The 26,823-nt window shown below is 67.3% G+C and carries 16 protein-coding genes; 6 read left to right on the top strand and 10 right to left on the bottom strand.

From position 1 onward, the window contains the following. Positions 1–23: 23 nt before the first annotated feature. From AC07NF_RS02165 to AC07NF_RS02150, 4 genes are all read right to left on the bottom strand, one after another. Positions 24–2,681 carry a glycosyl hydrolase gene (locus tag AC07NF_RS02165; protein ID WP_494631513.1) on the bottom strand — a complete coding sequence of 886 codons (2,658 nt, stop codon included), beginning with the start codon at positions 2,679–2,681 and terminating at the stop codon, positions 24–26. A 51-nt stretch (positions 2,682–2,732) separates the two neighbouring features. After that, positions 2,733–6,059: a TonB-dependent receptor gene (locus AC07NF_RS02160; RefSeq protein WP_494631516.1), complete on the bottom strand. Its 3,327-nt coding sequence runs from the start codon at positions 6,057–6,059 to the stop codon at positions 2,733–2,735. 174 nt (positions 6,060–6,233) lie between these two features. Further along, a complete protein-coding gene (gene pelA / locus AC07NF_RS02155) occupies positions 6,234–7,547 on the bottom strand; it encodes a pectate lyase (RefSeq protein ID WP_494631519.1) in 1,314 nt (437 codons plus the stop codon). 411 nt (positions 7,548–7,958) lie between these two features. Then, a complete protein-coding gene (locus AC07NF_RS02150; RefSeq protein WP_494631524.1) occupies positions 7,959–8,414 on the bottom strand; it encodes a MarR family winged helix-turn-helix transcriptional regulator in 456 nt (151 codons plus the stop codon). Between the two features lie 143 nt (positions 8,415–8,557). Here AC07NF_RS02150 and AC07NF_RS02145 point away from each other — a divergent pair, with 143 nt between their 5' ends. The 3 genes from AC07NF_RS02145 to AC07NF_RS02135 are packed head-to-tail and all read left to right on the top strand — an operon-like array spanning position 8,558 to position 10,514. Continuing rightward, positions 8,558–8,977: an organic hydroperoxide resistance protein gene (locus AC07NF_RS02145; protein WP_494631527.1), complete on the top strand. Its 420-nt coding sequence runs from the start codon at positions 8,558–8,560 to the stop codon at positions 8,975–8,977. Positions 8,978–9,034: 57 nt separating this feature from the next. Continuing rightward, the gene (locus tag AC07NF_RS02140; RefSeq protein ID WP_494631530.1) at positions 9,035–9,535 is read left to right on the top strand and encodes a DUF1097 domain-containing protein; all 501 of its coding nucleotides are present in this window, start codon (positions 9,035–9,037) and stop codon (positions 9,533–9,535) included. After that, complete coding sequence (locus AC07NF_RS02135; RefSeq protein WP_494631532.1) at positions 9,528–10,514, top strand: alpha/beta fold hydrolase; 987 nt, start codon at positions 9,528–9,530, stop codon at positions 10,512–10,514. The genes AC07NF_RS02140 and AC07NF_RS02135 overlap by 8 nt, the downstream gene beginning before the upstream one ends. Here the strand turns inward: AC07NF_RS02135 and AC07NF_RS02130 are convergent. The 3 genes from AC07NF_RS02130 to AC07NF_RS02120 all read right to left on the bottom strand — a co-directional run bounded on the left by AC07NF_RS02130 (position 10,511) and on the right by AC07NF_RS02120 (position 16,702). Further along, positions 10,511–12,103 carry an adenosine deaminase family protein gene (locus AC07NF_RS02130; RefSeq protein ID WP_494631535.1) on the bottom strand — a complete coding sequence of 531 codons (1,593 nt, stop codon included), beginning with the start codon at positions 12,101–12,103 and terminating at the stop codon, positions 10,511–10,513. The two genes, AC07NF_RS02135 and AC07NF_RS02130, sit on opposite strands and share 4 nt — an antisense overlap. 68 nt (positions 12,104–12,171) lie before the next feature. Continuing rightward, the gene (locus AC07NF_RS02125) at positions 12,172–15,414 is read right to left on the bottom strand and encodes a TonB-dependent receptor (RefSeq protein WP_492811248.1); all 3,243 of its coding nucleotides are present in this window, start codon (positions 15,412–15,414) and stop codon (positions 12,172–12,174) included. Between the two features lie 235 nt (positions 15,415–15,649). After that, positions 15,650–16,702: a hypothetical protein gene (locus tag AC07NF_RS02120; protein WP_494631541.1), complete on the bottom strand. Its 1,053-nt coding sequence runs from the start codon at positions 16,700–16,702 to the stop codon at positions 15,650–15,652. Between the two features lie 313 nt (positions 16,703–17,015). Here AC07NF_RS02120 and AC07NF_RS02115 point away from each other — a divergent pair, with 313 nt between their 5' ends. Both AC07NF_RS02115 and AC07NF_RS02110 read left to right on the top strand, forming a co-directional pair. Then, complete coding sequence (locus tag AC07NF_RS02115; protein ID WP_494631545.1) at positions 17,016–17,990, top strand: MBL fold metallo-hydrolase; 975 nt, start codon at positions 17,016–17,018, stop codon at positions 17,988–17,990. 163 nt (positions 17,991–18,153) lie between these two features. After that, entirely contained in the window at positions 18,154–19,455 is a 1,302-nt protein-coding gene (locus tag AC07NF_RS02110) for a M28 family peptidase (protein ID WP_494631549.1), read from the top strand. 75 nt (positions 19,456–19,530) lie between these two features. Here AC07NF_RS02110 and AC07NF_RS02105 read toward each other — a convergent pair whose 3' ends face one another. The 3 genes from AC07NF_RS02105 to AC07NF_RS02095 all read right to left on the bottom strand — a co-directional run bounded on the left by AC07NF_RS02105 (position 19,531) and on the right by AC07NF_RS02095 (position 26,120). Then, positions 19,531–22,383, bottom strand: a complete 2,853-nt coding sequence (locus tag AC07NF_RS02105) for a TonB-dependent receptor plug domain-containing protein (RefSeq protein WP_494631554.1) — start codon at positions 22,381–22,383, stop codon at positions 19,531–19,533. Between the two features lie 255 nt (positions 22,384–22,638). Then, positions 22,639–23,823, bottom strand: a complete 1,185-nt coding sequence (locus tag AC07NF_RS02100) for a Ca2+-dependent phosphoinositide-specific phospholipase C (protein WP_494631558.1) — start codon at positions 23,821–23,823, stop codon at positions 22,639–22,641. An 11-nt stretch (positions 23,824–23,834) separates the two neighbouring features. Further along, entirely contained in the window at positions 23,835–26,120 is a 2,286-nt protein-coding gene (locus AC07NF_RS02095) for a TonB-dependent receptor (protein WP_494631562.1), read from the bottom strand. 75 nt (positions 26,121–26,195) lie between these two features. On the opposite strand from AC07NF_RS02095, the gene AC07NF_RS02090 reads away from it, so the two are divergent. Next, a complete protein-coding gene (locus AC07NF_RS02090) occupies positions 26,196–26,810 on the top strand; it encodes a TetR/AcrR family transcriptional regulator (RefSeq protein ID WP_494631566.1) in 615 nt (204 codons plus the stop codon). Positions 26,811–26,823: the final 13 nt, after the last annotated feature.

Here is a 26,823-nt window from a genome sequence, read left to right as displayed (position 1 = left end):
GTCCGCGACTAGAGCAACCAGCCCTAGGTCGGGCCGAACCTCAGGGTCGGCTCGGCGATCAGGCCCGACGGCAAGGGCTTCAACTCTGCCATGTTCTGCGGTTGGAAGCGGTCGCCATAAACGTTGCGCAGGGCCGTGTAGTCGGTGGGCGGACGGCCGGCCAGTTCGTTGATCGCGGTGTTGTAGACGCGGATCTCCAGCCGGTTGCGGCCGGGCTTCAGGAAGGGCTTCAGGTCCAGCCGGAACGGCGCGCACCAGATGGCGCCGGCCCGCTGGCCGTTGACGAACACCTCGGCCGCGTCACGAACTGGCGCGTCGTACTGAGCGTAGTAGCCAGGCCCCTTGCGCTCGTTGGCGACACCCGGCCCGCCTGCCCCGAGATCGAGCGCGATCGCTGGCGCGTTCAGGTCCGCTGCCGTCAGCTCGACGTCACGGGTATAGGTCCCCTGGCCGGAATAGTGCTGAAGCGACGGCTCATCGGTCCAGGAGCCGAAGGCTTCTCGCGCGGCGGCGCCCACCTTCATGCGCCAGCCGCCTGTCAGGGGCAGGCTGCGTTCTTCCGCCGGAATAACCTCGCGCGGCGGCGCCATGTCACGACCGAAGACGAAGACGCGGGACTCGAACGGCGCCAGGCGAACCTCGCTGCCGGGCTTGAAGCTGTCGGCGGTCCCCGTCACCGGATCCCAGGCTTGGCCGAGCTCCGCCGAGGCTCCGAACGCCAGCTTGGCGGTGACCGGCGCATTGGTGGTGTTGGCGACGAAATAGAGGTCGCCGCCTTCCAGCTGGCGATGGACATAGCCGACGCCCTTGGGCGCTCCGCCGAGGTCAGGCGGCAGGAAACCGTTGAGCGTCCTGACCAGTCTCGCCTCGTCCGTGACGGCGTTGCGTTTGGACGCAAACACCGCCTTCGACAGCTCGGCGACACGGTGGCTCTGGGCGTCCTTCAGGCCAGGGGCCTTTGACGGCGGCGCGCCAACCGCGATGACGATCCCGCCAGCCTCGGCGAAGGCGCGGATGCGCTCATAGGCCTCCGGCGCGATGCGCTCGATGTGCGGCAGCAGCAGGACGTTGTGGTCGATCCCTCGGCGCAGGATGGCGTCACCGTCGATCAGGTCGAAATTGTAGCCGCCGTCGAGCAGCCCTTCGAGGACGGCCTCCGGGAAGGTCTTGCGCAGCACGTCGTTGATCGAGACGTCCTTGCCTGGCTGGAAGCCCGACATGATGTCCTCGGTGGGGACGTACAGGGCCACGTCGGCGACGCTCGCGCCCTGGCGCAACAGGTGGCTCAGCCGCTGCAGATAGAGGTTCACGTCGGCCATCACCGGCCACCACGGATTGTGGTCGTTGAAAACCGCCGCCGCATAGAGCGCCCAGCCGGGCTCGGGAACCTTGGGCGGCGAGTACGGCCAGCCGTGGACGATGAACTGGTTGACGCCTTGCAGCATCAGGACGTCGGCCTCGGCCTTGATGTCCAGCGGCGTCGCCCGGAAGGCGCCCTTGTGCAGCCAGGTGAAGCTCTCGGCAGAGGTCACCGGCTGGCCATACAGGTGGTTGGCCGAGCTGGCCCAGCGGGTCGAGTTCGCCTGCCGCCATTCGGCGCCCTCCCCCTCGGCCAGGTCGACCAGGCGGTTGGAGGACAGGGTCACGGCCGGCGTGCCGTAGGTCTGCGACCGGAACAGGGTCTGGCGCGACTTGGCCCAGGCGCTGACCTGGGACAGGTAGTGCTCGTTGACCAGCTCCGACAACGTCAGGCCCCAGTCGTAACGCACGCCCGCCGAACGGTCGGTGTCGTGGAACAGGCTCAGCAGATGCGGGACCAGGTCATAGCCGCGACGAGCCTTGAACTCAGGCAACAGGTCGTCGGTCCAGTTGGATCCGTAGGCCTCCAGGCTGTCGCTGAAGATGGCGTAGGGTCGGTCCTCACCGAACGCCGCCAGCAACGGTTCGCCCACGGTGTCGAGGTGCTTGCGGACGGCGCGGGCGTTCAGGTGGTCGAGCACGAAGCCTTCCGAACCCACCGTCGGACGCTTCACCTGCTGGCGGGTGCGCGCCTGCTGGACCAGATACAGGGTCCGGTCCGCCGAGGCCTTGGCGAACACGGCGCGCGCGCCTCGGATCTCGACAGGCTGGGCGTCGGCCGGCGAGGTCCCGACGAAGGCGGCGATGTAGCGCTGGCCCGGCTCGAGCGCCGGCAGGTCTGCGCCCTCGGCGCCGCTGGGCGCGGGCAGGTCCAGCTTGACGACCTTCGAGGCGGCGATCTCGGGGTCGATATGCGGTCCGCCAAAGGGCCAGCCCGAGCCCAGGGTCATGTCGGCGCGCAAGCCTTCGGCGCGCCCCGTCCGCACCGCGACCGAGACCATGTCCAGGAAGTCCTTCGACAGGTACGGCTTGTTGCGGATGGCGAGCTTCTGATTGTCCAGCGCCAGCGGATAGACCGGTTGGATCTCGAAGCCCCCGAAACCGCCGGCCTTCATCGCCTTGATCTCGCGGACGATCTCGTCGGCCTCGACCGCGCCGCCGAACCACCACCAGCGGGCCATGGGCCGGCTGTCGGCGGGCGGCTGGGCGAACCCGGCCGCCAACTGCGCCAGACCCGGCCGGTTCGCCGCCGTCGCGGGCAAGGCCGTCGAGAGGCCCAGCGCGCTGGCGCCGAGCAGGAATCCACGTCGTGTCGCCCGCATGCTTGAAACTCCAGGGACCGGCCCCTCGCGAGGCCGGTCCCGTCTTGAACCCTAGAACGTCGCGATCAGGCCAACATAGTAGCGCCGGCCCGAAAAGGTGGTGTCGTAGACATACGGCGTGCCGCCGCCGATGCTGCGGAACTCGTCCGGCGCGAAGCGCGACATCTTGTCGTCGAGCAAGTTCTTGCCCTCGGCGAACAGCTGAATCTGCTTGGTCAACTTGTACGAAGCCCGCGCGTCCAGCGACTTGGTGCCGATCTTGAAGATCGGCGAAACAACCTTGTAGTAGCTGGTTGTCGTGCCGCCGCCGGCCGCCGGGATCCGGTTGATGCCCGCCACTTCGGTGCGATCGTAGTACAGGTCGCGGCGCTGGTAGGCGATGCGGGCGTTCACCCGGCCGTCGTCGTACCAGAGGTTCAGGTTGTAGGTGAAGCTGGACTGCTTGGCCGGCGGCAGCGCCTTGCCCGTGAACAGGTCGATCTGGGTGTTGGTCTCGTTCGACTCGTTCTTGGCGTAGTTGAAGCCGGCGCCGGTATATTTCAGCCGCCACGGCAGGAAGGTGAAGGCCGTGCGGCCCGCCACTTCGAAGCCTTTCTGCTTCAGGCCGCTGGGGCCGTCCACATAGGTGTTGGCGGCGTACTTCTCGCCGTCGAGATCGTAGTTGGCGATCGTGACGGGGTCCGGATAGCCCGACTTCACGTCGATCGCGAACAGGCCCACGCTGAGCTGCGTGTCGGCGTTCGGGTACCACTCGGCCGACAGGTTCTGGGTGGTGGCCGCATAGCCCTTCAGCTCGGGATTACCGATACGACCCGTGCAGTTGCTGACCGCATCGCCGCGGATCAGGCTGGCGTCGTCTTCGTCCGAGTTCGGATCGTTGAACTGGCCGGGATACTGCGCGATCAGCTTCTCGATCGCCGCCTGGGTCGTCGCGTCGATCTTGTTGCAGGTCGCCGAGCTGGTGCCGGTCAGCTCCCCCATCTTGGGTCGCGCGCGCTGCTTGGCGATCGAATAGCGGACCACGAACTGGTCCTCGATCGGCCACAGGGCCAGGTTGAAGCTGGGCAGGAAGTCGTTCGACTTGCGCTTGATGTCCGTCATCCTGCGCTCGACGAGCGTGGCGGTGATCACCGAGTTCGGATCGACGACCTTGCCGGCGTTGAGGTCCGCCAGCGCGGCCGGGTTGATGGTCAGGTTGTTGAGCACGACCGACGGCTGACCCGTGACGTCCACCTGCTGGTAGCGCACGCCGAAGTTGCCCATGACCGGCATCCAGCCCAGCCGCGTCTCGAAGTCGACCATGGCGTAGGCCGAGGTCGTCTTCTCCGTGGTCGAGAACGATGGGCGGTCATAGGTTTTACCGTCCGAGGCCACACAGCGATACAGGCAGTCGATATTGTGCCGGCTCAGGTCGGCATTCTGGCCAAGCTCGCCGAAGAACTTCTTGAAATCATAGGCCGCCCAACTGTCGAGCAGCGTGCCGCGATCGGGCATGCCGCCGAAGAACTGACCGCCCGGAATGTCCTGCAGGCTGTTCTTGATCAGCGACTGATACTGGTCCTGGGTCAGGGTGTAAGTGCGGTACCGCTGGTCCTGGACCGTGGTGCTGGGACGATCAGCCGTGCCGAACTTGCAGGGCGCGGACGCCGGCGCCGCCGACGGCAAGCAGAACTGGACCAGGTCCAGGGCGCGCGCGCGATACAGGGTTACGCCCGGCGACAGGTCGAAACCGCCTTCGCGCCAGGTGGTGTTGTCGTGGTCACGGCGCTGGATACCGAACTTGAAGGTCTTGACCGGACCGAAGTGATCGAACTCGCGCGTGACGTCGATCTGGTAGTTGAGCTCGGTGCTCTTGTCGGCTTGGGGCGTGTATTCCAGCTGCGAGGTGGCGCTCAGGCCGTTCGCGCCCAGCACCGGATAATAAGAGGCCGGGTTGTTCAGATCGACCGAGTTCGGCGTCAGGATGGTCCACAGGCCGTTCTCCGGCACCATCTTGAAGGTCGCCGACGGGATCGAGGCCACGAAGCTGAACGCCTCGTCCTCGCGCGTGGACTTGGCCATGCCGTACTGGATCCGAGCCTTGGCGATCCACTTGCCCGCCGCGAAGTCCGCGCCGCCCTGCAGGTAGTGCTGCTGGTCGTGGCGTTCGATGTAGCGGTCCTGGGTCGTCCAGTTCAGGGTCGTCGAACCGTTGCCGCGGATCAGGTCGAACTGCGTCACGTAGTGGTTCGGATTGACCGTGACGTTGCGCATGCTGGTCGCCAGGACGCCGGCCGTGTTGGTCGTGCCCGTCGGGCTGGCGACGCTGAGATTGAAGTTGTTGAAATCCTGGTCATTGATGTTGGGATTGTACGACGCGAAGACGGTCAGGTTGTCGTTGACCCGGAAGTCGGCGCGGAACTGGGCCGAATAACGCTTGTCCTCGCGGACGCCCCGGCTGAAGCGCACCAGCGACGGGACGAAGTCCTCGAACTGGGCGTAGCAGTTCAGGCGGGAGTCGGCCGCCGTCCCTATTGGCGCCGGCAAAGACGCGCAGCCGGCCTTGCTGGTCACGGCCGCCGCGATCGGGTCGTACGGCGTCGTGAAGCTCTTGCTCGCCGAGTTGTCATGGTCACCCAGCGGGATGTAGCCCGCCTGCTTGTCCGAGACCCGCGCGGTGTCGGTGACGGTGCGCACGTCGTCATAGGTGAAGTTGACCAGGATCCCGAGGCGGTCGTCGAAGAACTTGCGCGTGGCGAAAGCGCTGATGCGCGGCGACCACTTCTTCTCCAGCGAGCTGTTCTGGTACTGGACGTTCAGCTTGACCATGGGCTTGCTGAAATCCAGGCCGCCGCGCTGCTCGATCCTCACCGTGCCGCCGACGCCGCCGGGCGTCATGTCGGCGGTCTGGCCCTTGATGACGTCGACGCTCTTGATCAGGTCCGACGACATGTCGCCCAGGCCGGTCACCGAGCGGCCGTCCTGGTTGCCCGTGGCCAACATCGACATACCGTCGACCTCGACGCGCACCAGGTCGGCGCTCTGGCCGCGAATGGAGAACCCGCCCTGCTGGCCGTCGTCGGCGACATCCAGGGCCACGCCGGCGATGCGGGCCACGGCTTCGCCAACGTTCTTGTCGGGGAAGTTGCCGACGTCGTCGGCGACGATGGAGTCCTGATTGGTGGCCGCGCGCTTCTTGCGCTGGATCGCCGACTGCTCGGCCTTGCGCGCCCCGACCACGATGATCTCCTCGACCTGCTCGCTGGCGGCCGGCGTCGCGGCGGCCGTGGCGACGGTCTGAGCGCGGGCGGCGCTCGCCGCCCCGGCGGCCAGCGCCAGGATCGACGCGCCGACCATCAGCTTCACAGCGACGGCATCTGTGTTCTTCGAGAGTTTCATGTTGTTCCCTACCCCGGCCTATCGGCCTCTTTTCTTGTGTCTTGGCGGATGCGGCCGCGATTTCACGGCCGCATCGACAGAACTTTTGTTTTCAGACAAGCGTCATCATTCGCCCCGGCGCGGGGCGTTGATCTTCCTTTCCAGTCTTGATCGGTGACCTAGGCTCTTCGCACCTTACGGATGCGAAGGCGCCCACTGCTCATACGCATCCAAAGCCTTTTGCGGGCCGGACGAATACCAGGAGTATCCGTTGCGGCGTCCCTTGGAGATTTCGTTGACGTCGTCGTGGATGGTCTTGCCCCAGTCGCCGAAGATCGGCTGGCCGGTGACGATGTCGTAGTTGCGCGACCAGGTGACCGGCGCGCCGGGCTTGTCGACCAGCTTGCGGCCTTCTTCGTCGCTGACCTTGGTGAAGGCCTTGTCGCGGACGGCGTGAGCCTTCAGCCAGGCGACGCCGGCATGGATCGAGGCCTTCACCTCGGGCGTCGGGTTCGGCTGGCGCATCAGGAACAGCAGGATGTCGGTGCTCTCGGCGCTGGCCAGCGAGCGCATCTCGTAGTCGCGCGCCGAGCTGGGCTTCAGGGTCAGGGGATCGACCTGCTGGGGCCAGACGGTCTTCTTGCCGCCGACCACCACCTGGGCGTCCAGGATCGGACGGATGGCGCGCGCCGAGGCCGCGCCGGCCGTCTTGCGCAGGGCCGGCGAAGCGAAGTCGAAGCCTTCCTTGGCCTCGGCCACGTCCTCCAGGATCATGGCGGCCTCGGCCACGGCGTTGTCGTTGAACGTCACCGCGTCGTGGAAGCCGCCCTCGATCGGGTAGATCTGCGGCCAGCCGCCATTGGGATACTGGGCCGCCAGCAGGTAGTTCACGCCCTTGAGGATGCTGGCGCGATAGGCGTCGCCGTCCTTGCCCGGGGCCTGCTGCTGCACCTTGGCCAGGAAGCGCATCTCGGTCGTGGTCGCGCCGTTGTCCAGCGTGCCCACGAAGGTCCAGAAGCGGTCGGTCGGCGTGTCGAAGCTGTCGTCCAGCGCCATGTGCTCGGCATTGTTGGCGTAGCGCTGGCCCTTCAGGCGCGGCGGCTTGGTGCGATCCTGGTTCTTGCTCCAGCCGCCGGCGGGGGTCTGGAAGCTGACGATGGTGTCGGCGATGGCGCGGGCCTCGGCGCTGGCGTACCAGGCCGCGTCCTTGTCCAGCGGCATGTGACCGCTGCCGGCTTCGGGCGGCGGGGGCGGCGTCTGGCCGGCGGGCAGTTCGGCCGCCAGGGTCGCCTTGTCGGTCTGCATCTGGGCTTGCGAGCGCTTGATGTAGGCGGCCCAGGCCGCGCGCTGCGCCGCCGGCAGTTCAGTGAGTCGCTCGGCGGTCAGCGAACGCGCCGGCTGGTTCTTGCCGATCACCGCGGCATTCGCGACGCCCGGCGCGACCATCATCGTCATGCCCAGCAGCGCCGCGCGGCAAACGCCGCCGATCGAACCGTTTGTCTTCGTCACTTCCTCACCCGACTCTTTTCAATGCGACAACGCGTGCGAACCCGGCTCCCGACGTGAATCGGCAACCGCCTCGCGCAACGCACCTTAAGGCGCCTTTGTACGATCGCACACCATTATCCCACATAATGGTCTTACCATTTACATGATGGAACGCGTTTAGCGTGAGCAAGTCAATTACTAATGAACTGGATTTTATCAATGCGGACAGACCAGTTGCCGGATGGCGGCAGGTCGAGGCGCGCGGAAACGCCTCCTCCGCATACGCACGGAGGGTCCAGGCGCTAAGCAATAGCGCTTATTTTCAATGAGATAGATCTTGGGACCTCGCGTCGACACATCGCCGGCCCAGCTCCTGTGTCCGGCGGATCAAGCGCCTAAAATTGGCTAACCCAATTTCACCGCCGTGGGTGGTCAGCCACCGCCGGCATGGCGCAACAGATTGTCCCGCGCCTTGGAGATCGCCTTCTGCACCATGGCGAACTCCTCGGGTTCCAGCCCGGTGGCCTGGACCAGCGTGCGCTGACCACCCTTCTCCCGCAACGCGCGGCCAGCTTCAGTCAGGGTGATGATGACCTGGCGCTCGTCGGCGGGGTCGCGGCGGCGCTGCAGATATCCGTCGACCTCCAGCTTCTTGAGGATCGGCGTCAGGGTGTTGGATTCCAGGAAGAGCTTCTCGCCCAGATGCTTGACGCTGAGGCTGCCCTCCTCCCACAGCGCCACGATGATGATCCACTGCGTGTAGGTGAGGCCCAGCTCGTCCAGGATGGGCTTGTACGCCCGGCCATAGGCGAGATTGGCCGAATAGACCGCGAAACACAGGAAATCGGCCAGTTTCGGGGCCTTGGCGGCGGGATCGGGCTTCGACATCGGGGTCCTTCGCGAGCGTGGCGTCGTACGGTACGAACAATATAATTCGGATCCGATTAAATCGGAAGGTTGACAAGTTTGGATCGCCAAACTTATTACATCGTATCCGATCAATTCGGATCCGATCTTAAAGGAACCTCCCCATGACCTCCCCCATCGACACCGTGCTCTACACCGCTCAAACCCATGTCACCGGCGGCCGCGACGGCGCCGCGCGCAGCAGCGACGGCAAGCTGGATGTGCGCCTGTCGCCGCCCGGCAGCGCCGCGCCCGGCACGAACCCCGAGCAGCTCTTCGCCGCCGGCTGGTCGGCCTGCTTCATCGGCGCCATCGGCCTGGCCGCCCGCGCCCAGGGCGTGACCCTGCCGGCCGACGTGGCCGTCGACGCCGAGGTCGACCTGGCCAAGACCGGCGAGGCCTATCTGCTGCGCGCCCGCCTGAACGTCAGCCTGCCGGGCCTGGACAAGACGCTCGCCCAGAGCCTGGTCGAGGCCGCGCACCAGACCTGCCCGTACTCGAAGGCGACCCGCGGCAACATCGACGTGACGCTGACCGTCGCCTGATCCGCATCCCGAGGGGCGTCGCCGAGCGGCGCCCCTTCGTCTTCCAGGAGGAAATTCATGTCATCCGACCAAGCGCCCGTGCGCTTCCATGCTGTGTCCCTGAGCGTCGCGGCCGTCGCCGCGGCGGCCACCTACGGCACCAACACCGCCATGCTGTCCGCCCCGGCCATGTTCCTGGGCTGGGTCGCCTTTGACCTGGCCGGACCATCGCGGCGCGGCGGCCTGGCCAATACCGGCGCCTTCCTGCTGGGCCTGGCCTTCGGCGCGGGAACGGCCCTGACCGCCACGGCGCTGACGCCAGCTCTGGGCGTCCTGGCCACGCCGCTGGCCGTGGCGGGCGTGGTCGTGCTGGTCCTGTCCCTGCGCGGACTGCCGACGCTGAACAATCCCCTCGCCTATTTCCTGGGCCTGACCAGCTTCTTCTATTCGGGCCTGGCGCCCACCGGGCAGACCCTGCTTGCCCTGGGCGCGGCCGGCGTCATCGGCGGCGCGGCCTGCGCGCTAGCCGGTCTGGCCCAGAGCCTGGTCGTCCGCTCGACGGAGGTCCGTCATGCGTAACCTCTCGCGCCGAAACATCCTGCAGGCCGCCGGCGCGCTCACGATGCTGGCGCCCGCCATCGCCGCCGCCTCTCCGGTTCCGTGGACGCTGTGCGAGGTCGCGACCGAAGACCTCATCATCAGCTATGCCGAGCTGGGCCCCGCCCACGGCGCGCCGGTACTGCTGCTGCACGGATGGCCCTATGACATCCACGCCTATGCCGAGGTCGCGCCCATCCTGGCGGCCGCCGGCAAGCGGGTGATCGTTCCGTCCCTGCGCGGCTACGGCGCCACCCGCTTCCGCTCGGCCGCCACGCCACGCAACGGCCAGCAGGCCGCCCTGGCCGTCGACGTGATCGCGCTGATGGACGCCCTGAACATCGACAAGGCCGTCATCGGCGGCTTCGACTGGGGCGCGCGCACCGCCAACATCGTCGCCGCGCTATGGCCCGAACGCGTCCAGGCCATGGTGTCGGTGAGCGGCTACCTGATCGGCAGCCAGCAGGCCAACCAGGCGCCGTTGTCGCCCGAGGCCGAACTGTCCTGGTGGTACCAGTTCTACTTCGCCACCGAGCGCGGCCGCCTGGGCTATGAGGCCAATCGCGACGCCTTCGCGCGACTGATATGGCGCACGGCGTCGCCCAAGTGGGCGTTCGACGAGGCGACCTTCGCACGCTCGGCCGCGTCGCTGGCCAATCCCGACCACGTGGCGATCACGATCCACAACTACCGCTGGCGGCTGGGCCTGGTTCAGGGCGAAGCGCGCTTCGACGCCCTGGAAGCCAAGCTGGCCCAGCGCCCCGATATCCGGGTCCCGACCATCACCCTGGAAGGCGACGCCAACGGCGCGCCGCATCCGCCGCCGGAAGCCTATGCCGGCAAGTTCAAGGGCCGCTACGAGCACCGCCTGCTGACAGGCGGCATCGGTCACAACCCGCCGCAGGAAGCGCCCCAGGCCTTCGCGCGCGCCGTCCTGGATGTCGCGCGATGGGCTGCCTAGGGCGCCAGCTTCGGGACGATCACCTTCATGCTGGTCTCGAAAGCGTCGAAGGCCCGCTCCAGGCGCCACTGATCGCGCGCCTTGGGGCTGGCCTTCAGCACGGCCGCGCAGGCCGCCGACGGCGTCGGGCCGCTTACGTTCGTACACGGACCATCCCACAGACTGACGCCCTGCAGGAACGAATAGGTCAGGCTGTCGCGGGACATCTGCTTTAGCCGGCCATAGCTCACGCCCTGCTCCAGGACCGCGCGCATGTACTCCTGGGTCAGGTCGCTGCGCGCAACGCCCATGTCGTCGGTGGACAGGGTCACCGGCACGCCGGCCGCCATGTACAGCGACAGCGGATGGTCCTTGCCCTTCACGCCCAGGATTACGTCGTTGCTGGTCAGATTGATCTCGACAGCGATCTTGTCGCGAGCCATGCGCGCCAGCACCGTTTCGGCGTCGTCCTCATAGGCGATATCGACCCCGTGGCCGATGCGGCGCGCTCCGGCGATCTCGACCGCCTCGGCGATGTGGAAACGCAGGTCGCGCGGCGGCGTCAGGCCCATCGCCAGTTCGCCCGCGTGCAGGGTCAGGGGCACGTCGGGATAGAGCGCCTTGAAGAAGGCGAACAGGCGCATGTGCAGCCGGTAGTCCCGCAGCGACACCGGGCCATCCTCGGGCTCCAGAATGTTGATGCCGACATAGCGCGGATCGGTCTTCACCAGGGCGAAGGCGGCGGCCATCTGGCCGAACACCACCTCGGGCGGGCGCTGACGCGAGATCGACAGCAGATAGCGCAGCGTGACGTCGCACGCCGGCTCGGGCTTGGCGGTCCCACAGCGGTTGAGGGCGGCGATGGCCTTGTCATTGGCGTCCGCCACGGCCGCCGCCGCCGGCAGGGCCTTGGCGATCGTCGGCTTCAACCGGTCGAGGCGGGCTTGCAGGATCTTGGCGTCCAGGCGCTCGGGCGGCGCGCCGTCCGCTGTCCGTATCCAGGGATCGGTCCACGGGATGGCGGCTGAGGCCTCGACCACCGCGCGCGAGGCGCTCGAGCCGGCCATCAGCTCCAGATACAGGGTGTTGTCGAGCGCGGCCTGGCGCAGGGCCTCGGCCTGGATGTTCACGCCGCGATCCGCGCCGCCGCCCCGGCCGAAGCGGCCGAACGTGCGGAAGAACCGCCGGTGGCCGGAGACCTCGGGCTCGCCCACGCCCTGCTCGAAACGCCGGGTGGAAAGCGCGTCGACGATGTCGCTGTAGAGGTCGGGATCGCGCTCGGGCAGCCCTTTCAAGGCGACCAGATCGGCGCCCGAGTCGCCGCACGGCGCCGGGACCAGGGACTGGCTGACCTTGGAGAAGCAACCGTCGGTCGCCGCCGCCCAGGTGATGAAGTCCTCGGCATAGGTGCCACCGCCCGCGTGATTATGCAGGTCCGCGCCCTTGGGCATCTTGGTGAGCAGGATGCGCAGCAACGGCGGGGACGTCGCCGCCTTGGCCAGCAAGGCGTCTAGTTCGACGTCCGCAGGGGTCCCGGCCATGACCGGACCGGCCGACGCCAGGCAGCTGGCGACGAACAGGGCCGCAAGACCCTTCATGCATGCGGACATCAAACGCTCTCCCCCATATGAAAACGGCCTCGGCGCGAACGCCGAGGCCGATACTTAAGCTGTAAAAACTAGAATTCGAAGCGCGCGCCCAGGCGTACGCGCCAGACGCCCAGTTGCGCGTTGGCCTGCAGGGTCGGCGCCGTAAAGGCGGTGTAGGAGTATTGATTGCAGCTGGAGCCGGCCTGCTGGGCGCAAGCGACGTTCACCACCGAGGTCAGCGGGTTGTAGGTCCGGTACGATCCCCAGTCGCTGTTGATCAGGTTCAGCAGGTTCTCGACGTCGCCGAACAGCTTGAAGCGCGCCGACGACAGCAGCGGCACGGGCAGCTCCTGTTCGACATGCAGGTCGACCTTGAAGTAGTCCGGGTTCTTCTCGGTGTTCTTGCCGATGATGCCTTGGCTCAGGCCATTGGCCTTCACGAAGTCGCGGAACGCCTCATAGACCGCCGTCGAGGCGTAGCTGACCTTGGAGTCGGCGGTGATGCTCGACACGTCCGGCACGTACAGCAGGTAGCGGTTGGTGCCGCCGGTCGTCCCGAACAGGGTCGAGCGGCTGTTGGACGAGGTGGTGTTCATCGTCAGGCTGTAGGGCGAGCCCGAACGCAGCTCGCCGAACAGGTTGAAGCGCGTCTTGTAGTTGCCGAAGAAGGCGTGCTCGTAGTCGACGTTGAACTTCCAGTTATCCCGCACCTCATAGCTGGACGTGCCATAGGCCGGCTGGTTCGGATCGCCCATCGGCTGGCCGCCATAGGTACCGCTGGCGGTCGAGCCGCCCGAGGCGTAGCTGCCCATGTCCGACAGCGATTTGACGTCCGAGTAGGTGTAGCTGACGCCCGCATCCAGGCCGAAGTCGAAGGACTTGCTGGCCCGAGCGACGGCGATGATCGACTTGCCCTTGTCGGTGCTCAGCATGGCCAGGTCGCTGTTGGCCGTGTTGGTGTAGGTGTCGGCATAGATCGGGCGACCGTCGGGCGCCGTCCCCACGCGGGTCAGGCGCAGGTCGGTATAATAGGCTGCGGAGTCGGTGCGCCCGTAGAACAGGTCGCCGCCAAAGCGCCAGCCGTCGCCCAGCCGCTCGCCCAAGTCCGCCACATAGTCGACCGACAGGTTGGTCTTCCACTGCGCCGGCAGCTTGAAGCTGGGCAGGAAGAACGACGTCGGCGAGGCCCCCAAGGCGGCGGTGTTGGTCTGCAGGTAGCCCAGCACCAGCGGATCGACCTTGTTGCCCTGCACATTGTTCAGGGCCGCCGCGCAGATCGCCGCGGCGTTGGTCACCGTCACCGGAATGGTGCAGCCGGTGGCGCCGACGGCGCGCCCGATCGTGACCGTGTTGGTGAACACGCCCGCGTTCGAGAAGCTGTTGCCGACGAAGACGTCCGGCGAACCGCCGTTGAACAGGCCAAAGCCCCCACGGAGCGTCAAACGGTCGGTCGCCCGCCAGGTCACCCCCACGCGCGGCTGAACAACGATATTGCCGTCGATATTGGCGTTGTTGGCGAAGCCGTAGCGCGTGACGAACGACGTCTTCAGCGGCGCCTGGTCGTTCATCTTGTAGCCGTCGAAACGCACGCCGGCGGTGACGTTCAGGTCCGGCGTGATGTCCCAGCTGTCCTGGGCGCCGAAGGTCAGCTGGTCATAGTCGAAGCTGGCGCTGACGTCGGCCAGCGATCCGGTGATCGAATACTGGAACAGCAGCTGGCCAGCCTGGCGGGCCTGGAAGTCGGCCAGGGAGTCGAAATAGTACGTCCCCAGGGAGTTGGCGACGAAGGTGTTGGTGATCTTCAGCCGGCTGTAGGCGGCATGCACCTTGAAAGCGTGGTCGCCGAGATTGTAGCGGGCGATGAATTCGGCGCCGTACTGCTTCTGCCCGACGATATCGGCGTGGCTGAAGGCTTCGGTGCCGAAGACCAGGCGCGGCGTGCCGGTCTGGGTGCACTGGTTCAGCGAACCGACCGCGACGGGGTCCAGGCAGACGGTGATGTCGCTATAGCCCGGCGAGCCGAACGAGATCGGGGCCTTCATCGAGTCGCGATAGTTGACCCGCAGTTCGGTGCTGAACGCGTTGCTCCAGGTGGAGTTGAGCTGCACGGAATGCGTCTCGACCCGCTCGGGCTCGTGGGTGGCGTAGGAGCCCAGGCCCAGCCCCGGTGAGGTCGCCGACGAGCTGCCGCCGCTGAGGGCCACCGTCTCGCCCTTGTTCTGGATGGTCGAGTACGACAGGCGCTGGTTGTCGGTGATGTTCCAGTCGAGCTTCAGCGTCCACTTCTTGTCCGTCTCCGGACGGCTGGTGAGCACGCCCAGCGTGTCGTAGCCGTAGACGCTCTTGGCGATCGAGCTGACCTGGTCGATCTGGGCCTGGGTCAGGTTGGGCACCGCATTGCCCGAACCGGGCGGGCCGAAGACCGACGGCACCGTCTCGTCCAGCTTCTCATAGGCGAAGGCGAAGAACAGCTTGTCCTTGATGATCGGACCCGAGAGGAAGCCGCCATAGGTCTTGGAGGTCATCTCCTGCGCGAAGGCCGCCCCTTTGGACTTCGTGCCCATCAGGTTGTCGTTCGAGTAGGTGTAGGTCCCCGCGCCGGTGAACTTGTTGCCGCCCGAGCGCAGGACGACGTTGATCGAGCCGCCCTGGAAGTCGCCTTCGGAGACGTCGTAGGGCGCGATCTTGACCGACAGCTGCTCGACGGCGTCCAGCGGGATGGGCCCCCGCGCGCTGGGCAGGCCGCCCTGGTTCAGGCCGAAGTTGTCCGAGAAGCGCACGCCGTCGACCGAGAAGCGGTTGGTCCGACCGTTCTGGCCCGCGATCGAGACGCCGCGCGTGCTGGGGTTGAACGACGCGAACGGATCGCGACGGGCGATGTCGCGGATGTCGCGCGAGACCGAAGCCACACTGGCGACGCTTTCGCGGTCGAACACCGTGACCAGGGGCCCGCTCTTCTCCGCCCGCGAAGCGGTGACCACCAGCTCTTCGACCTGGGTGTCGCCGACGGCGACCGGCAGAAGGTAGGGCTGGCCGACACTGAGGAAGAGGTTCTGCGAGGTCACCGGCGCGAAGCCCGGCACAGTCACCGTCACCGTGTAGGGACCGCCCGGACGCAGGCCGGTCAGGTTGAAGGCGCCCGCGCTGTTGGTGGTGGCGCTGGCGGTCGTGCCCGAGGGCTCATGCACCGCGGTGACGGCGGCCTTGACGGCGGCGGCGCCGCCTGCGGTCACCGAACCGCGGATCGACGAGGTGGTTTCCTGCGCGACGACCGCTGTCGCGGTGGCCGACAAGGCAAGCGCGATGGCGCTCGCGGCATAGAGATGTCGCATATGTGTCCCCTGAAGATGGTGCGTCGCGGTCCCCCCGTGCCACACCGAACTGAAGCCGTTACACCCACTGCGCCCTGACCACGCCGCGGTCGCGCCCCCAATCGCGCCAAGGCGCGACGAAGCGCGCGGCGGACCACGAGGTCAGGGTCTCTGACGGTTTCCCCCAGGGTCGGGACGCTTTGCGCGTCCTCGCGGCTGGACCGACCGCAAGGGGTCGGCCCGCCGTTTCACGTCGCTACTTCCCGTCGCCGGGAATCTTGTCGCGATAGACGGTCCAGTGGCCCGACAGCTCGTCGACGACCTTGCCGGCCACCACGTGGGCGGCGTAGGCGGCGGCGTCGCCGACCCCGGCATAAGGACGGTTCATGCTGTCGACCGGCCCCTCCCCCGGGGCCTGCTGCGAATAGTTGCTGGCCGTGCGCAGGACGATCAGGCGGCTGTAGTCGGCCTTGCCCACGGTGGTGAGCCGCCGCAGGGCGTTGGCGACGCCGGTGTCCTCCATGGCGGTCATCACGAACCGGCTCTTGCCGCCGCTGTAGTCGGTCGCCAGCTGGGCATAGCGCTTGGTCAGCATCGCGCCGTGCCAGTAGGCCTGGCCGGAGATCTCGTCGCCGGTCAGCACGAACGGCGGCTTGGAGCCATTCGGATAGCTGGAGAACCGCGCCCGCGCCGCCTTCAGGGCCTCGGTGTCCGGAAGCTGGACGCCCTTCGTCAGGTCATAGGCCCAGTCGCGCAGCCCGATGTTGAGCGGATAGTAGACGCTGTTGGGACGGTCGGCGCGCGGCGGCTGGAACGGCGGATAGCCGCCCACCCACTCAGGCGGGGCCTCGCGCGGATCGACCCACTTGCCGAAATCGACGTCGATGACATTGCCGATCCATGCGGCCGACCCCGGCGAGGCCTCGTCCGGATTGACCCCAGCGATGGCCGCGATCACCCAATAGGCCTTCGAGAGGTCGAAGCGCGGATCGGTCGCCAGGGCGAAGGTGGTGATGGCGGCATGGTTGGTGCCCACGCCGGTCCGCACGATCAGGACGCCCTTCGCCGGGTCATAGCCCAAGGGAGCGACCCCGTTGGGGAAGTCCAGGGTCTGGGGCGCCTGCGCCATCCAGGCCTTGTCCTCCAGCGCATAGGCCGTCACGACGACAACGCGGATCGGGATGGGCGCGGCGGTCGCGGCCGTGCTGGGCGGCGACGCGGGCGCCTGCGCCAGGGCTACGGTCGCCGTCATGCCCGCGAAGGCTGTCGCCACCAGAACGCGGCGTGTCCAGACGGACAGGTTCAACATGATCGCAAATTCCCCAACTCGGCCCCGCAACACTACGCAGAGGGTCCGACGTCGCGGCGGGATCACCAGGACGTTGAAACCCTTGTTTCAGTCGGATGCAACGGCGTCGCGCGGACGCCGGTCAAGCGAGCCTCGGGTGGGAAATAAAATCTTACTTCAGTGTGACGCCGGACCGGGCGCCTGATGCTCGCCCTGCCGCTTCGGACAGCGCCAGGCGCGCCAAAGACGCACGGGTCGTGACGTCCCCTCCTCCCTCCGCCTGGCCATCGCGGGCTTGGCGCGACAAGCTGCGAATCTGTCCGGGGGCTGAACAATGCAAGGTCGGGGTTTTCCCAGAGCGCTTAATTGGGCGCTGATTCCGGCGCTGCTCCTGCTGTCGGCGGCCGCGCCCGCGCCGCCCGCCTTCGATGTGGTGGCGCTGGGCGTCAAGGGTGGTGTGGAAGAGCCGACCAGCGCCTATCACATCACCGCGCGCGGAGCCCGGTCCGGCGTCATGTGCGACGCCGGCACGCTCGCCTCGGGCCTTGACCGGGCGGTGCGCCAGGGCAGCTATCCCGGCAAGACCTCTCGCGGCCCGGTGATGAACTCGATCGCCGCCTATCTGATCACCCACGCTCACCTGGACCATGTCGCGGGACTGGTGCTGGCGTCTCCCGACGACACGCCCAAGGCCATCATAGGCCTGCCGCAGGTCAATCAGGCGCTGGCGGATCACTATTTCAACTGGGCTGTCTGGCCCAACATGGGCGACCGCGGTACGCCGCCGCGCATCGCCAAATATCACTACAAGGACCTGCAGCCGGGCGCAGGGCCCGCGCCGATCTCCGAGACCGGCATGACCGTCACGGCCTACCCGCTGTCACACGGCGGCGTGACGTCGACCGCGTTCCTACTCCGCAGTGGAGAAGACGCCTTCCTCTGCCTGGGCGACACCGGACCCGACGCGGTCGAGCACGCCAGCAGCCTGGCGGATCTTTGGCGCGCCGTGGCCCCGCTGGTGCGGCAAGGACGGCTGCGGGGCATGTTGATCGAGGTGTCCTATCCCGACCCGGTCCCGGACGCCCGGCTCTATGGGCACCTGACTCCAATGTGGCTGAACACCGAGCTGCAGGCCTTGCGTGGCCTGACGCAGGACGACGCCCGCATGCGCGCCCTGCCCATCCTGGTCACGCACATCAAGCCTTCCGGGGCGCCAGGCTCGAGCCGCAAGGCGGTCAAGCGGCAACTGGAAAAGATCGGCCTCTTCAACTTCGTGATCGCGGAGGAAGGACGCCGGTACGGGCTCTAGTTGAAGAGCACGATCTTACTGCGTGAACTCAAGGCACGGACTGAGCGGCGGATTGGCAGCCGGACGCGCCATTGGCTTCGAGGCGCCTAGACATCATCACCTGTGTGCGCATCGCCGATCTGGACCTAAGATCACTGTGCTCATGTAAAGCGAAGGGGAAGTCGTGCGTTTCTCGTCAATGGTCTTCGCAGCGTTGTTGCTGCCCACAGCGGTCTCTGCTCAGACCGCGCCCGATCCGGCCCGGCTCAAGGCCGACGTCACCAAGCTGGTGAGTTTCGGGACGCGCCACACGCTGTCCGACCCCGATCATCCGACGCGCGGGATCGGCGCGGCGCGGCGCTGGTATGCCGACGAGATGAAGCGGATCGGCGCGAAGTGTGGCGGCTGTCTGCAGGTCTCGACCATCGAGCACGTGTTCACCAACGACCGCGCCCCCAAGGGTGTGAACGTGGTCGACGTCCTGGCCATCCAGCCCGGCCGCGATCCCAACCGCGTGGTGATCGTGCAGGGCCACATCGACAGCCGCGTCACCGATGTCATGAACTTCACCAGCGACGCGCCGGGCGCCAATGACGACGCCTCGGGCGTGGCGCTGGTGCTGGAAGCGGCGCGGCTGCTGTCGGGCAAGACGTTCGACGCAACGATCGTCTATGCGGCGCTCTCGGGCGAGGAACAGGGCCTGCTGGGCGGGACCCTGCTGGCCGAGACGGCCAAGGAGCGCGGCTGGAAGGTCACCGCCGTGCTCAACAACGACATCGTCGGCAACACGGTCGGCCAGAACGGTACGCGTGTCGCCGACCGGGTGCGGGTGTTCTCCGAGGGCATCCGGGCGATCGAGGGCGTCCCCGAACAGCTGGTGCGCCGCGGCAACGGCGGCGAGGACGACGGCCCCAGCCGCGCGCTCGCCAAGGCCGTCGACCATGTGGCGCAAGGCATCCCGGGCGGCCTGGACGCCTTCGTGGACCGGCGGCCCGACCGCTTCGGCCGCGGCGGCGACCATGAGCCCTTCCTGCGGCTGGGGTATCCCGCGGTCCGCTTCTCGGTGGGCATCGAGAACTACAATCAGCAGCACCAGGACCTGCGCACCGCCAATGGCGTCGAATATGGCGATACGGTCGACAAGATGGACTTCCCGTACCTGGCCAAGGTGACGGCGATCAATGTCGGGACCATCGCCCGCCTGGCGGCCGCGCCGGCCGCGCCCGACGAGGTGCTGCTGCGCGGCGCCCTGGGCAGCGATACGACCGTGTCCTGGACCGCCGTACCCGGCGCGGCGGGCTACCGCGTCCACTGGCGTCGCAACGACAAGCAGGACTGGACCGACCATCGGGACATTCCGGCCGGCGCGACGGAAACCACGCTCAAGGACGTGATCGTCGACGACGTCTTCATCGGCGTGTCGGCGCTGTCGTCCAGCGGCGACGACAGCATCGTCACCTTCGGCGGACGCGCCCCGCGACGCTAGCAAGCGCCCGGATCCGAATAAGATTGAACCCGCGCAGGCTGACCCGCGCGGGTTCTTTTTTGTCTCAGTGACTGCCTAGAACTTGAAACGCGCGCCCGCTCGGTAGGAGCGGCCCAGCAGGTCGTAGGGCGCGCTCGTGCCGAACGAGGTGCCGCTGCTGGGGATCGGTTCGGGATCGCGGTCGAACAGGTTCTCCACCGCTGCGAACAGCGTCACCCGTCGGCCGCCGATGGTCACGTCGTAGTTCTCGGCCAGCTCGACGTACCAGACCGGGTCCACCTTGTTGAACGCCTCGGGAATGCCGGTGCGGCTGGTCTCGGGCTGGTTGGTGATCTTGCCCTTGCCCAGGTAGCGGGTGGTCAGGGTCGTGCGGCTGGCGCCGACGACATAGGTCGTGGTCAGCATCCCGCGCCACTTCAGGCTCGCGAAGGTGCCCAGGGTCGGCGGCGCGACGTCGCCCGGCAGGATCGTCTCGTCCTTGAGCCGCTGGGAGACCAGCAGGCGGAAGTTGACGGCCCCGGGCAGCGCCTTGCTGAACCGGTCCAGCGTGGTGCGGTAGCCCAGTTCGTAGTCGATCCCCTCGACGGCGACGGTCTGGGCGTTGATGCCGCTGGTATAGATGGTGGCGTTGACCAGGTTGGTCGCGCCCGGCGCCTTGACGATGGAGTCGCAAGCGGCGGGGTTCTGCGGCCGGTTGAAGCCGTAGCACATGTCGATGATCTGCTGCGCGCCGACCGCCGTGATCGCGTCGGCGATATCGATCTTGTACCAGTCCACCGACAGGCTGAGGCCGGGCGCCCAGTGGGGCTGATAGACGCCGCCGGCGGTCCAGGTGTCGGCGATTTCCGGCTTCAGGTTCGGATTGCCGCCGCTCAGGGTGATGTTGGGCACCTGCGGGCTGCCGGTCTGGGTCCGGTCCAGATAGGCGTTCACGAACTGGCTGCTGGGCGCGAACAGGTCGTTCAGGTTGGGCGCGCGGATATCGCGCGAGCGCGTGCCGCGCAGACGCAGGTCGTCATTGATGTCCCAGGTCAGCCCCGCCTTCCACGTCGTCACCGCGCCGCTGGTCGAGTAGTCGGTCCGGCGGATCGCGCCATTGAGCTCCAGGCTCTTGGCCACGACGGTGTCCTTCAGCAGCGGGACCAGGGCTTCGCCGAAGACTTCCTTGACGTTGTAGCCGTTGCTGCCGCCCTTGTAGTTGCCGACGTTCCAGAGCGACTGCAGCGAATAGGCGTCGGCCGTCGAGGAGAAGGTCTCCTTGCGATACTCAAAGCCCGCGGCGATCGAGACTGGCCCGGCCCAGGTCGAGAACGGGCTGTACTGGCCGTCGATCGACCAGACGTCCTGGTTGAAATCCAGATCCTGCCGCGTCCGCAGCCCTTCGGCCGCGCCCGTGACCCAGGCGATGGACGCCGCGCCCAGCGAGCCCTCGCCGAATAGGTTCATCGGCACGCAGCCGTTGGTGGGATTGGCCAGGGTCGAGCGGCAGATCGCGGCGCCCGCGGCGACGCCGGCCACGCCCCCGGTCGCGGGGTTGGCGATGACGTCGATCGCCCGGTTGAAGCGGTCCAGGATGATGTTGTTGTCGCGGGTGTACCAGACCTTGCTGTGGCCGTGCTGGTAGTAGGCCCGCCACCGGCCGCTATCCAGGAAGCGGCCGTCCAGCGCCGCCAGGATCCGGTCCTGACGCCGATAATAGCCGGCCTCGCCGATATGCGTCCCCGGCGTGTTGATCATGTCGTAGAAGAGCCGGCTCATCTGGAACGTCGTGACGCCGGCCCGGTCCATGGCCTGTTGCGCCGCGATCGGCAGGAACGGGTTGGCCCTGTTGATCGTGATCGCGGTGGCGCCCTGGCGGTTATAGACCGCCGACCAGTTGACGGTGTCGTTGCCGGCGTAGCTGGCCTCGAAGGTGGCGGTGATCTTGTCGGTCAGCTCGAAACTGGCTCGGCCAAAGAGACTCCAGTGTTCATCGTCGGGCAGCAGGGCGCCGCGGATGGGCATCGACTCGATGGTGCCGCCGGCCTGCACCTGGCCTTGCTGGATCGGACCGAAGACGAAGTTCTGGATCGTCCCGCCGGGGCCGAAGGCCATGCCCATCAGCGGTCCGGACGCGACCACGCCGCCGGGGGTGCTGTTGTAGCCCGCGTCCGTGCGGACGATCTGACCGGGCTGGCCGTTCGTGGCCGTCCAGTTCGGGTTGTTCATCAGCCGCAGCCCCGGCTGGAACCAGTCGCGGGGATCGTCGTAGAAATCGATCCGATCGCCCTTGTAGTAGTTCCCGCTCAGCAGGACGTGGCCGCGGCCGCTCGCGAACTTGCGGCCATAGGCCAGGTCAGTCGAGACGATCTCGCCGTCGCCATGGCCGGTCTTGCTGTAGTTGACGCCGCCCTTGAGGCCGGTGAAGCCGGTGTCGAGGATGAAGTTGACGACGCCGGCGACGGCGTCCGAGCCGTAGGCCGCCGAGGCGCCGCCCGTCACGACATCGACCCGCTGCACCAGGTTCTGCGGCAGCATGTTGACGTCCACGGCCGGAGACATGCCCGAGCCGACCACGCGGCGGCCGTCCAGCAGCACCAGCGTGCGCGTGACGCCCAGGTCGCGGGCGCTCAGCTGGTTGGCGCCACCGGTGGCATTCGCGAACAAGGTTGTCGTGCGCGGCGTGTTCCCCGTGCCCATCGAGGGCAGCTGGGTGATGTAGTCGGCGATGTTGGTCGGGTTGCGCTCCTGGATGTCCGCCGCCGACAGGACGGTGGTCGGCGTCGGCGCTTCATTGCCATTGCGCACGATGCGCGAGCCGGTGACGACCACCTCTTCGACCTGGCTGGCTTCCCCCTGTTGCGGGGCAGGCGCGCCGGTCGCCTGGAGGGCCAGCTGGAGGATCTCGGCCTGTTCGGCCGCGGAGGCCGGGTTGGCCGCAAGGCTCAAGGCGGATCCCGCCGCGATGGCGACGCCGGTCAGAAGGCGCCCCCGGAGGCTCTTCAACATATCCAATTGCAACATGACTCAGCCGCTCCCCGATACAAACGTTACAAGAGTAACGCTGTTACGCCACAAATCCGCCATAGATTGCGGAGGCGTCGGGTCGTCGCCGTCGAGATGGCTTCGCGCCTAGAGATTGAACATTTCGGGCGCCGCACAACGTCGATTATGTGCAGGCGGCGCCCTAAAACGTCGCTGATGTCAGCAGCCTCCGCCGGTCACCGGATTGCAGCGCGCGCCGCCCTTGAAGGGCGCGACATGATAGTCGTTCCCGAACAGGTTCGGCGCCTGATAGTAGTCGGTCGACACCACCTGCGGGCCGGTGGCCAAGGTCGTGTCGCGGCGGCCGGTGTCGTTGCGGCGGGCCTCCTCGGTGTCGATGTCCGAGCGCGAGCGGACGATGTAGCCCTTCTTAACCAGGGCCGTGACGGCCTTGGTGTCGGCCAGGGCGTTGTCCTCCTGCATGAAGGCCGCGTGGGCGTCGCCCGGCTTGGAGTCGATGAACGCCGCCCTCCCCTTCAGCGCCGCGTGGCCGTCGAGATAGGCCGCCAGGTACTGCTGCTGGCCGGCCGGGCTGAGCACCAGGAAGATGAACTTGCCGCGCGCCTTGGCCACGGTGGGCCAGCCGCCGGCCAGCACGGCCTCTTCCAGCGTGGCGCGCGAGCCGCGCACGTCGTCCGGCGTGATCAGTTTGTCGCGGCCGATGATCTCCAGGATCGAGCGGTCGAACTCGTCCCAGGCGGCGGCGTCGAACGGCAGCACCTTGACCGCGCCCGGCAGCGGCAGAGCGCCTGCCTTGGGCTCGATGATCATGAACACCGGCGTGTGGCCCGGATTGGCGTCCGACCATTGGCGCAGATCCTTCAGGCACAGGCGGAAGGTCGGGCACTGGCTGCGCACGTCGATGTCCGACATGTGCAGGACCTTCAGGCCCGGCTTGTCCATGTCCTGGGTCAAGAACGGCGCGAGATCCGTCTCGCCCTTCTGGCTCAGCACGCGATAGGCCATCGGGTCGGCGAAGCGGCCGCCTTCCGGATCGTGGTGCAGGTCCAGCTCCACCGAGCGGATCCCGGCCGAAAGCTGGGTCGACAGGGGCGGCTCGACATAGGCCAGGGTGCGGCGGATGTCGGGCGTGGAGCCGTTGGTAAACTCCGACTCGTAGGCCTTTCGCTGCTCGGGCGTCAGGCGCGCCAGCACCGCCTCGATGGCCGCCGTCACCTGCGGCGCGGCATAGTCGAGGACACGAGGGTCGGCCGACAGGTGATAGCTGTTGTGGGTGCCGATCACCTGGATCTGGTTCAGTTTCAGGGCGTCGATCTTGTCCTGGGCGACGGCGGGCGCCGCCAGGGTCAGGGCCGCCAGCAGGGCGAGGGCTTGGGTCTTCATGATCAAATCTCCTAGCGGCGGACGGTCAGGCGGACGCCGACGAAGCGCGGGTCGGCGCGGATGGCGGTGGGGACGCCGAAGCTCTTGCCGGCGTTGCCCATGTCGCGGACCCAGTCCTTGTCGAGCAGGTTCGTGCCGTAGGCCTCGACCGCCCAGCGCCCGTCGGAGGCTTCCAGGCCGGTGCGCAGGTTCAAGAGGCCGAAGGCTTCCTGCTGCTCGCTGGGCAGGTTGTCGCTGTTGAAGAAGTAAGCCGACCGGTGGGCGTAGGTGCCCCGCAGATAGGCCGAGAGCTTGTCGCTGACCGGCTGGGTCCAGTCCGCTCCGACCGAGAAGGTGTTCTCCGGCGCCAGGCGGAAGCGGTTGCCTGACAGGTCGTAGACCACGCCCCCGACCCGATCGCGGAAGTCCTGGTACTCGGTGTGCAGGAAGTTGTAGCCGGCGAAGATCCGCAGGGTGTCGGTCAGGCGCTGATCGTAGCTGGCCTCCACGCCCCAGGCCTTGGCGGCGCCGGCGTTGACCGTGCCTTGGGTGATGTCGAGGCTGAGGGTCTGGAAGTTGGTGTAGTCGTAGTAGAAGGCCGAGATGTCGAAGCTGCCGCCGGTGATCGGCGCGCGGCCCTTGGCCCCCACCTCGTAGCTCCAGATGGTCTCGGCCTTCACCGGCGAGGGCGTGGCCAGGACCGTGGTCGGCGTCGGGTTGGTGATGTTGATCTGCGGATAACCGCCGCGCACGCCCTTGGCGACCGAGCCATAGAGGTTCACGGCCGGGGTCAGCTTGTAGACCACCGCCAGGCGCGGGGTGAACGCCGAGAAGTCACCCGAGGTGGTGAAGGTCTGGCCCTTCGAATTGCCCAGCAGGCCGTTGGGCACCGCGATCGGCGCGCGGCCGTCGCGCGACATCACCGAGGTGGCGGCGGCGAGGTCGGCGTCGTCCCAGGCCTGGCGCACGCCCAGCTCGACGGTCAGGCGCTCGGTCACGTCCAGGCTGATATTGCCGTAGAGGGCGACGCTGGTGCGCTTGCTGGCGATCTTCTTCAGCGAGTCGATGCGGGTCGACACCGGCAGGAAGACACCGCCGCCGACAGGGATGGCCGGGACGGGAGTCAGCCGGGCCGGGAAGCCGCCGACCAGATACTGCTCGTTGGCGCCCAGGGTCAGACCGTCATGCACCACGTCGCGGAACCAGCTGCCGCCGAACTGGGCGCGAAGACGCCCACCATTGTCGTAGGCGAAGCGCAGCTCCTGGCTGTCGCTTTCCTCGCGTTGGTCCTCGCGGCCATAGAGGAAGTTGTAGCTGGTGCCGTCCGGGTCCCAGCCGTTGTCGAAGTCGATCTTGCGCCAACCGGTGATGCTGTTGATCGTCCAGTCGCCGCGCTTCCACTCGCCCAGCAGGGTCAGCGTGCTGACCTCGCGGTCGAACTTGTTTTCCATCGGGTTCTGGGCCGCGGTCGAGAAGGCGCTGGTGTCGCCGCCCGGCGAGGGCAGCGCGATGGCCTTGGCCACCGTGTCGCCGTCCTGGTCGCGCTGATAGCCGGCCACTAGGTCGAAGGTCAGGTCGTTGATCGGACGCCAGCGCAGCGACAGGCGCGCGGCCCACAGGTCGTCGTCGTTCAGCTTGTGGCCCGGATCGGCCAGGTTCTCCATGTAGCCTTCGCGCTCGCGGCGGCGCACGGCCAGGCGCGCGGCCAGCTTGTCGTCGACGATCGGCGCGTTGACGATCGCCGTGGCGCTGTAGGCCTTGTAGTTGCCGGCCTGGCCCTCGAACTGGATCGAGGCCTTGTCGAGATCGGCCATGCGGGTGCGGATCGAGAACGCGCCGACCGCCGCGCCGCGGCCATAAAGCGTGCTCTGCGGGCCGCGCGCGATCTCGACGCGGTCGATGTCGTAGAGCTCGCTGAGCGAGCCCTTGGTGCGGCTGGAGTCGACGCCGTTGACGAAGATCGAGATGCCCGGCTCCGACGCCGCGTCGGCGGTCGGGGCCTCGATGCCGCGGATGACGTAGCTGGGCGAGCTGTCGTTCTGCTGCTGGATCAAGACGCCCGGCGTCAGGCTGGCCACGTCCTCCCACGAGCGCAGGTCGAAGCGCTCAAGCGTCTCGCCCGAGAAGGCCTTCAGCGACAGCGGCACGTCCTTGGCCGCTTGCTCCCGGAACTGGGCGGTGACGACGATCTCCTCGATCTCGCTCGCTTTGGGGTCTGGCGCGTTCTGAGCGTGAGCCGCGCAGGCCAAGCCCAGGGCCGCCAGCGAGACCGATGCGGTCAGGGTGTTGCGTCCGCTTCGTGTCTTGATGATTTTCATAGCCTACCGTCCGCCTTGACGCTAAATACGTAACGGTGACGTAACGATAATAATCTTCAATCCGGTGAAGCGTTGATGGCGGTTTCAAGACAAGACGAGACGACGGTTTCCGAAGCGCCGCGTGGCCGGGGCCGGCCGCGCGATCCCCAGGTCGAACGCGCCGTCCGCCTGGCCGTCTGGGAGGCGCTGGGCGAGGTCGGCTACGACCGACTGACCATGGACGAGGTGGCGCGGCGCGCCGGCTGCTCGAAACCCGCCCTCTACCGCCGCTGGCCCGGCAAGCAGCCGATGGTGCTGGAAGCCCTGCAGGGCTTCATCGACGACACGGTGCGCGCCCGCCCCGTGCGCATGGGCGAGCCGTTGGAGAGCCTGGTCGACTGGGTGGCGGGCCTGGTGATCTTCCTGTCGGGTCCGGGCCGGCGGGCGTTGCTGGCCCTGTCCCAGGCCCGCGCCTCCGAGCCGGAGCTGGCCGACGCCCTGGACCGGATCGTCGACGAGGATCGGCCCAAGTTCGCCGTCGCCCTGCGTACGGCCTGGGGTCAGGACACCCCCGACGACGCCATCCACCGAGCGATCGACGCCTTGCTGGGCGCCGTGTTCTGGCGGGTGGCGCTGATGGGCCGGACGATGTCCGAGGCCGAGGTCAAAGCCCTTTGCGAAGACGTGCTGCGCATGCGCCCGGCCGTCTAGCAGCCGAGGCCAG

The organism is Caulobacter sp. GW821-FHT10A06 (assembly GCF_059415805.1).
The sequence above is the reverse complement of the archived record's forward strand: the minus strand, read 5'-3'. Positions and strand labels throughout refer to the sequence as shown.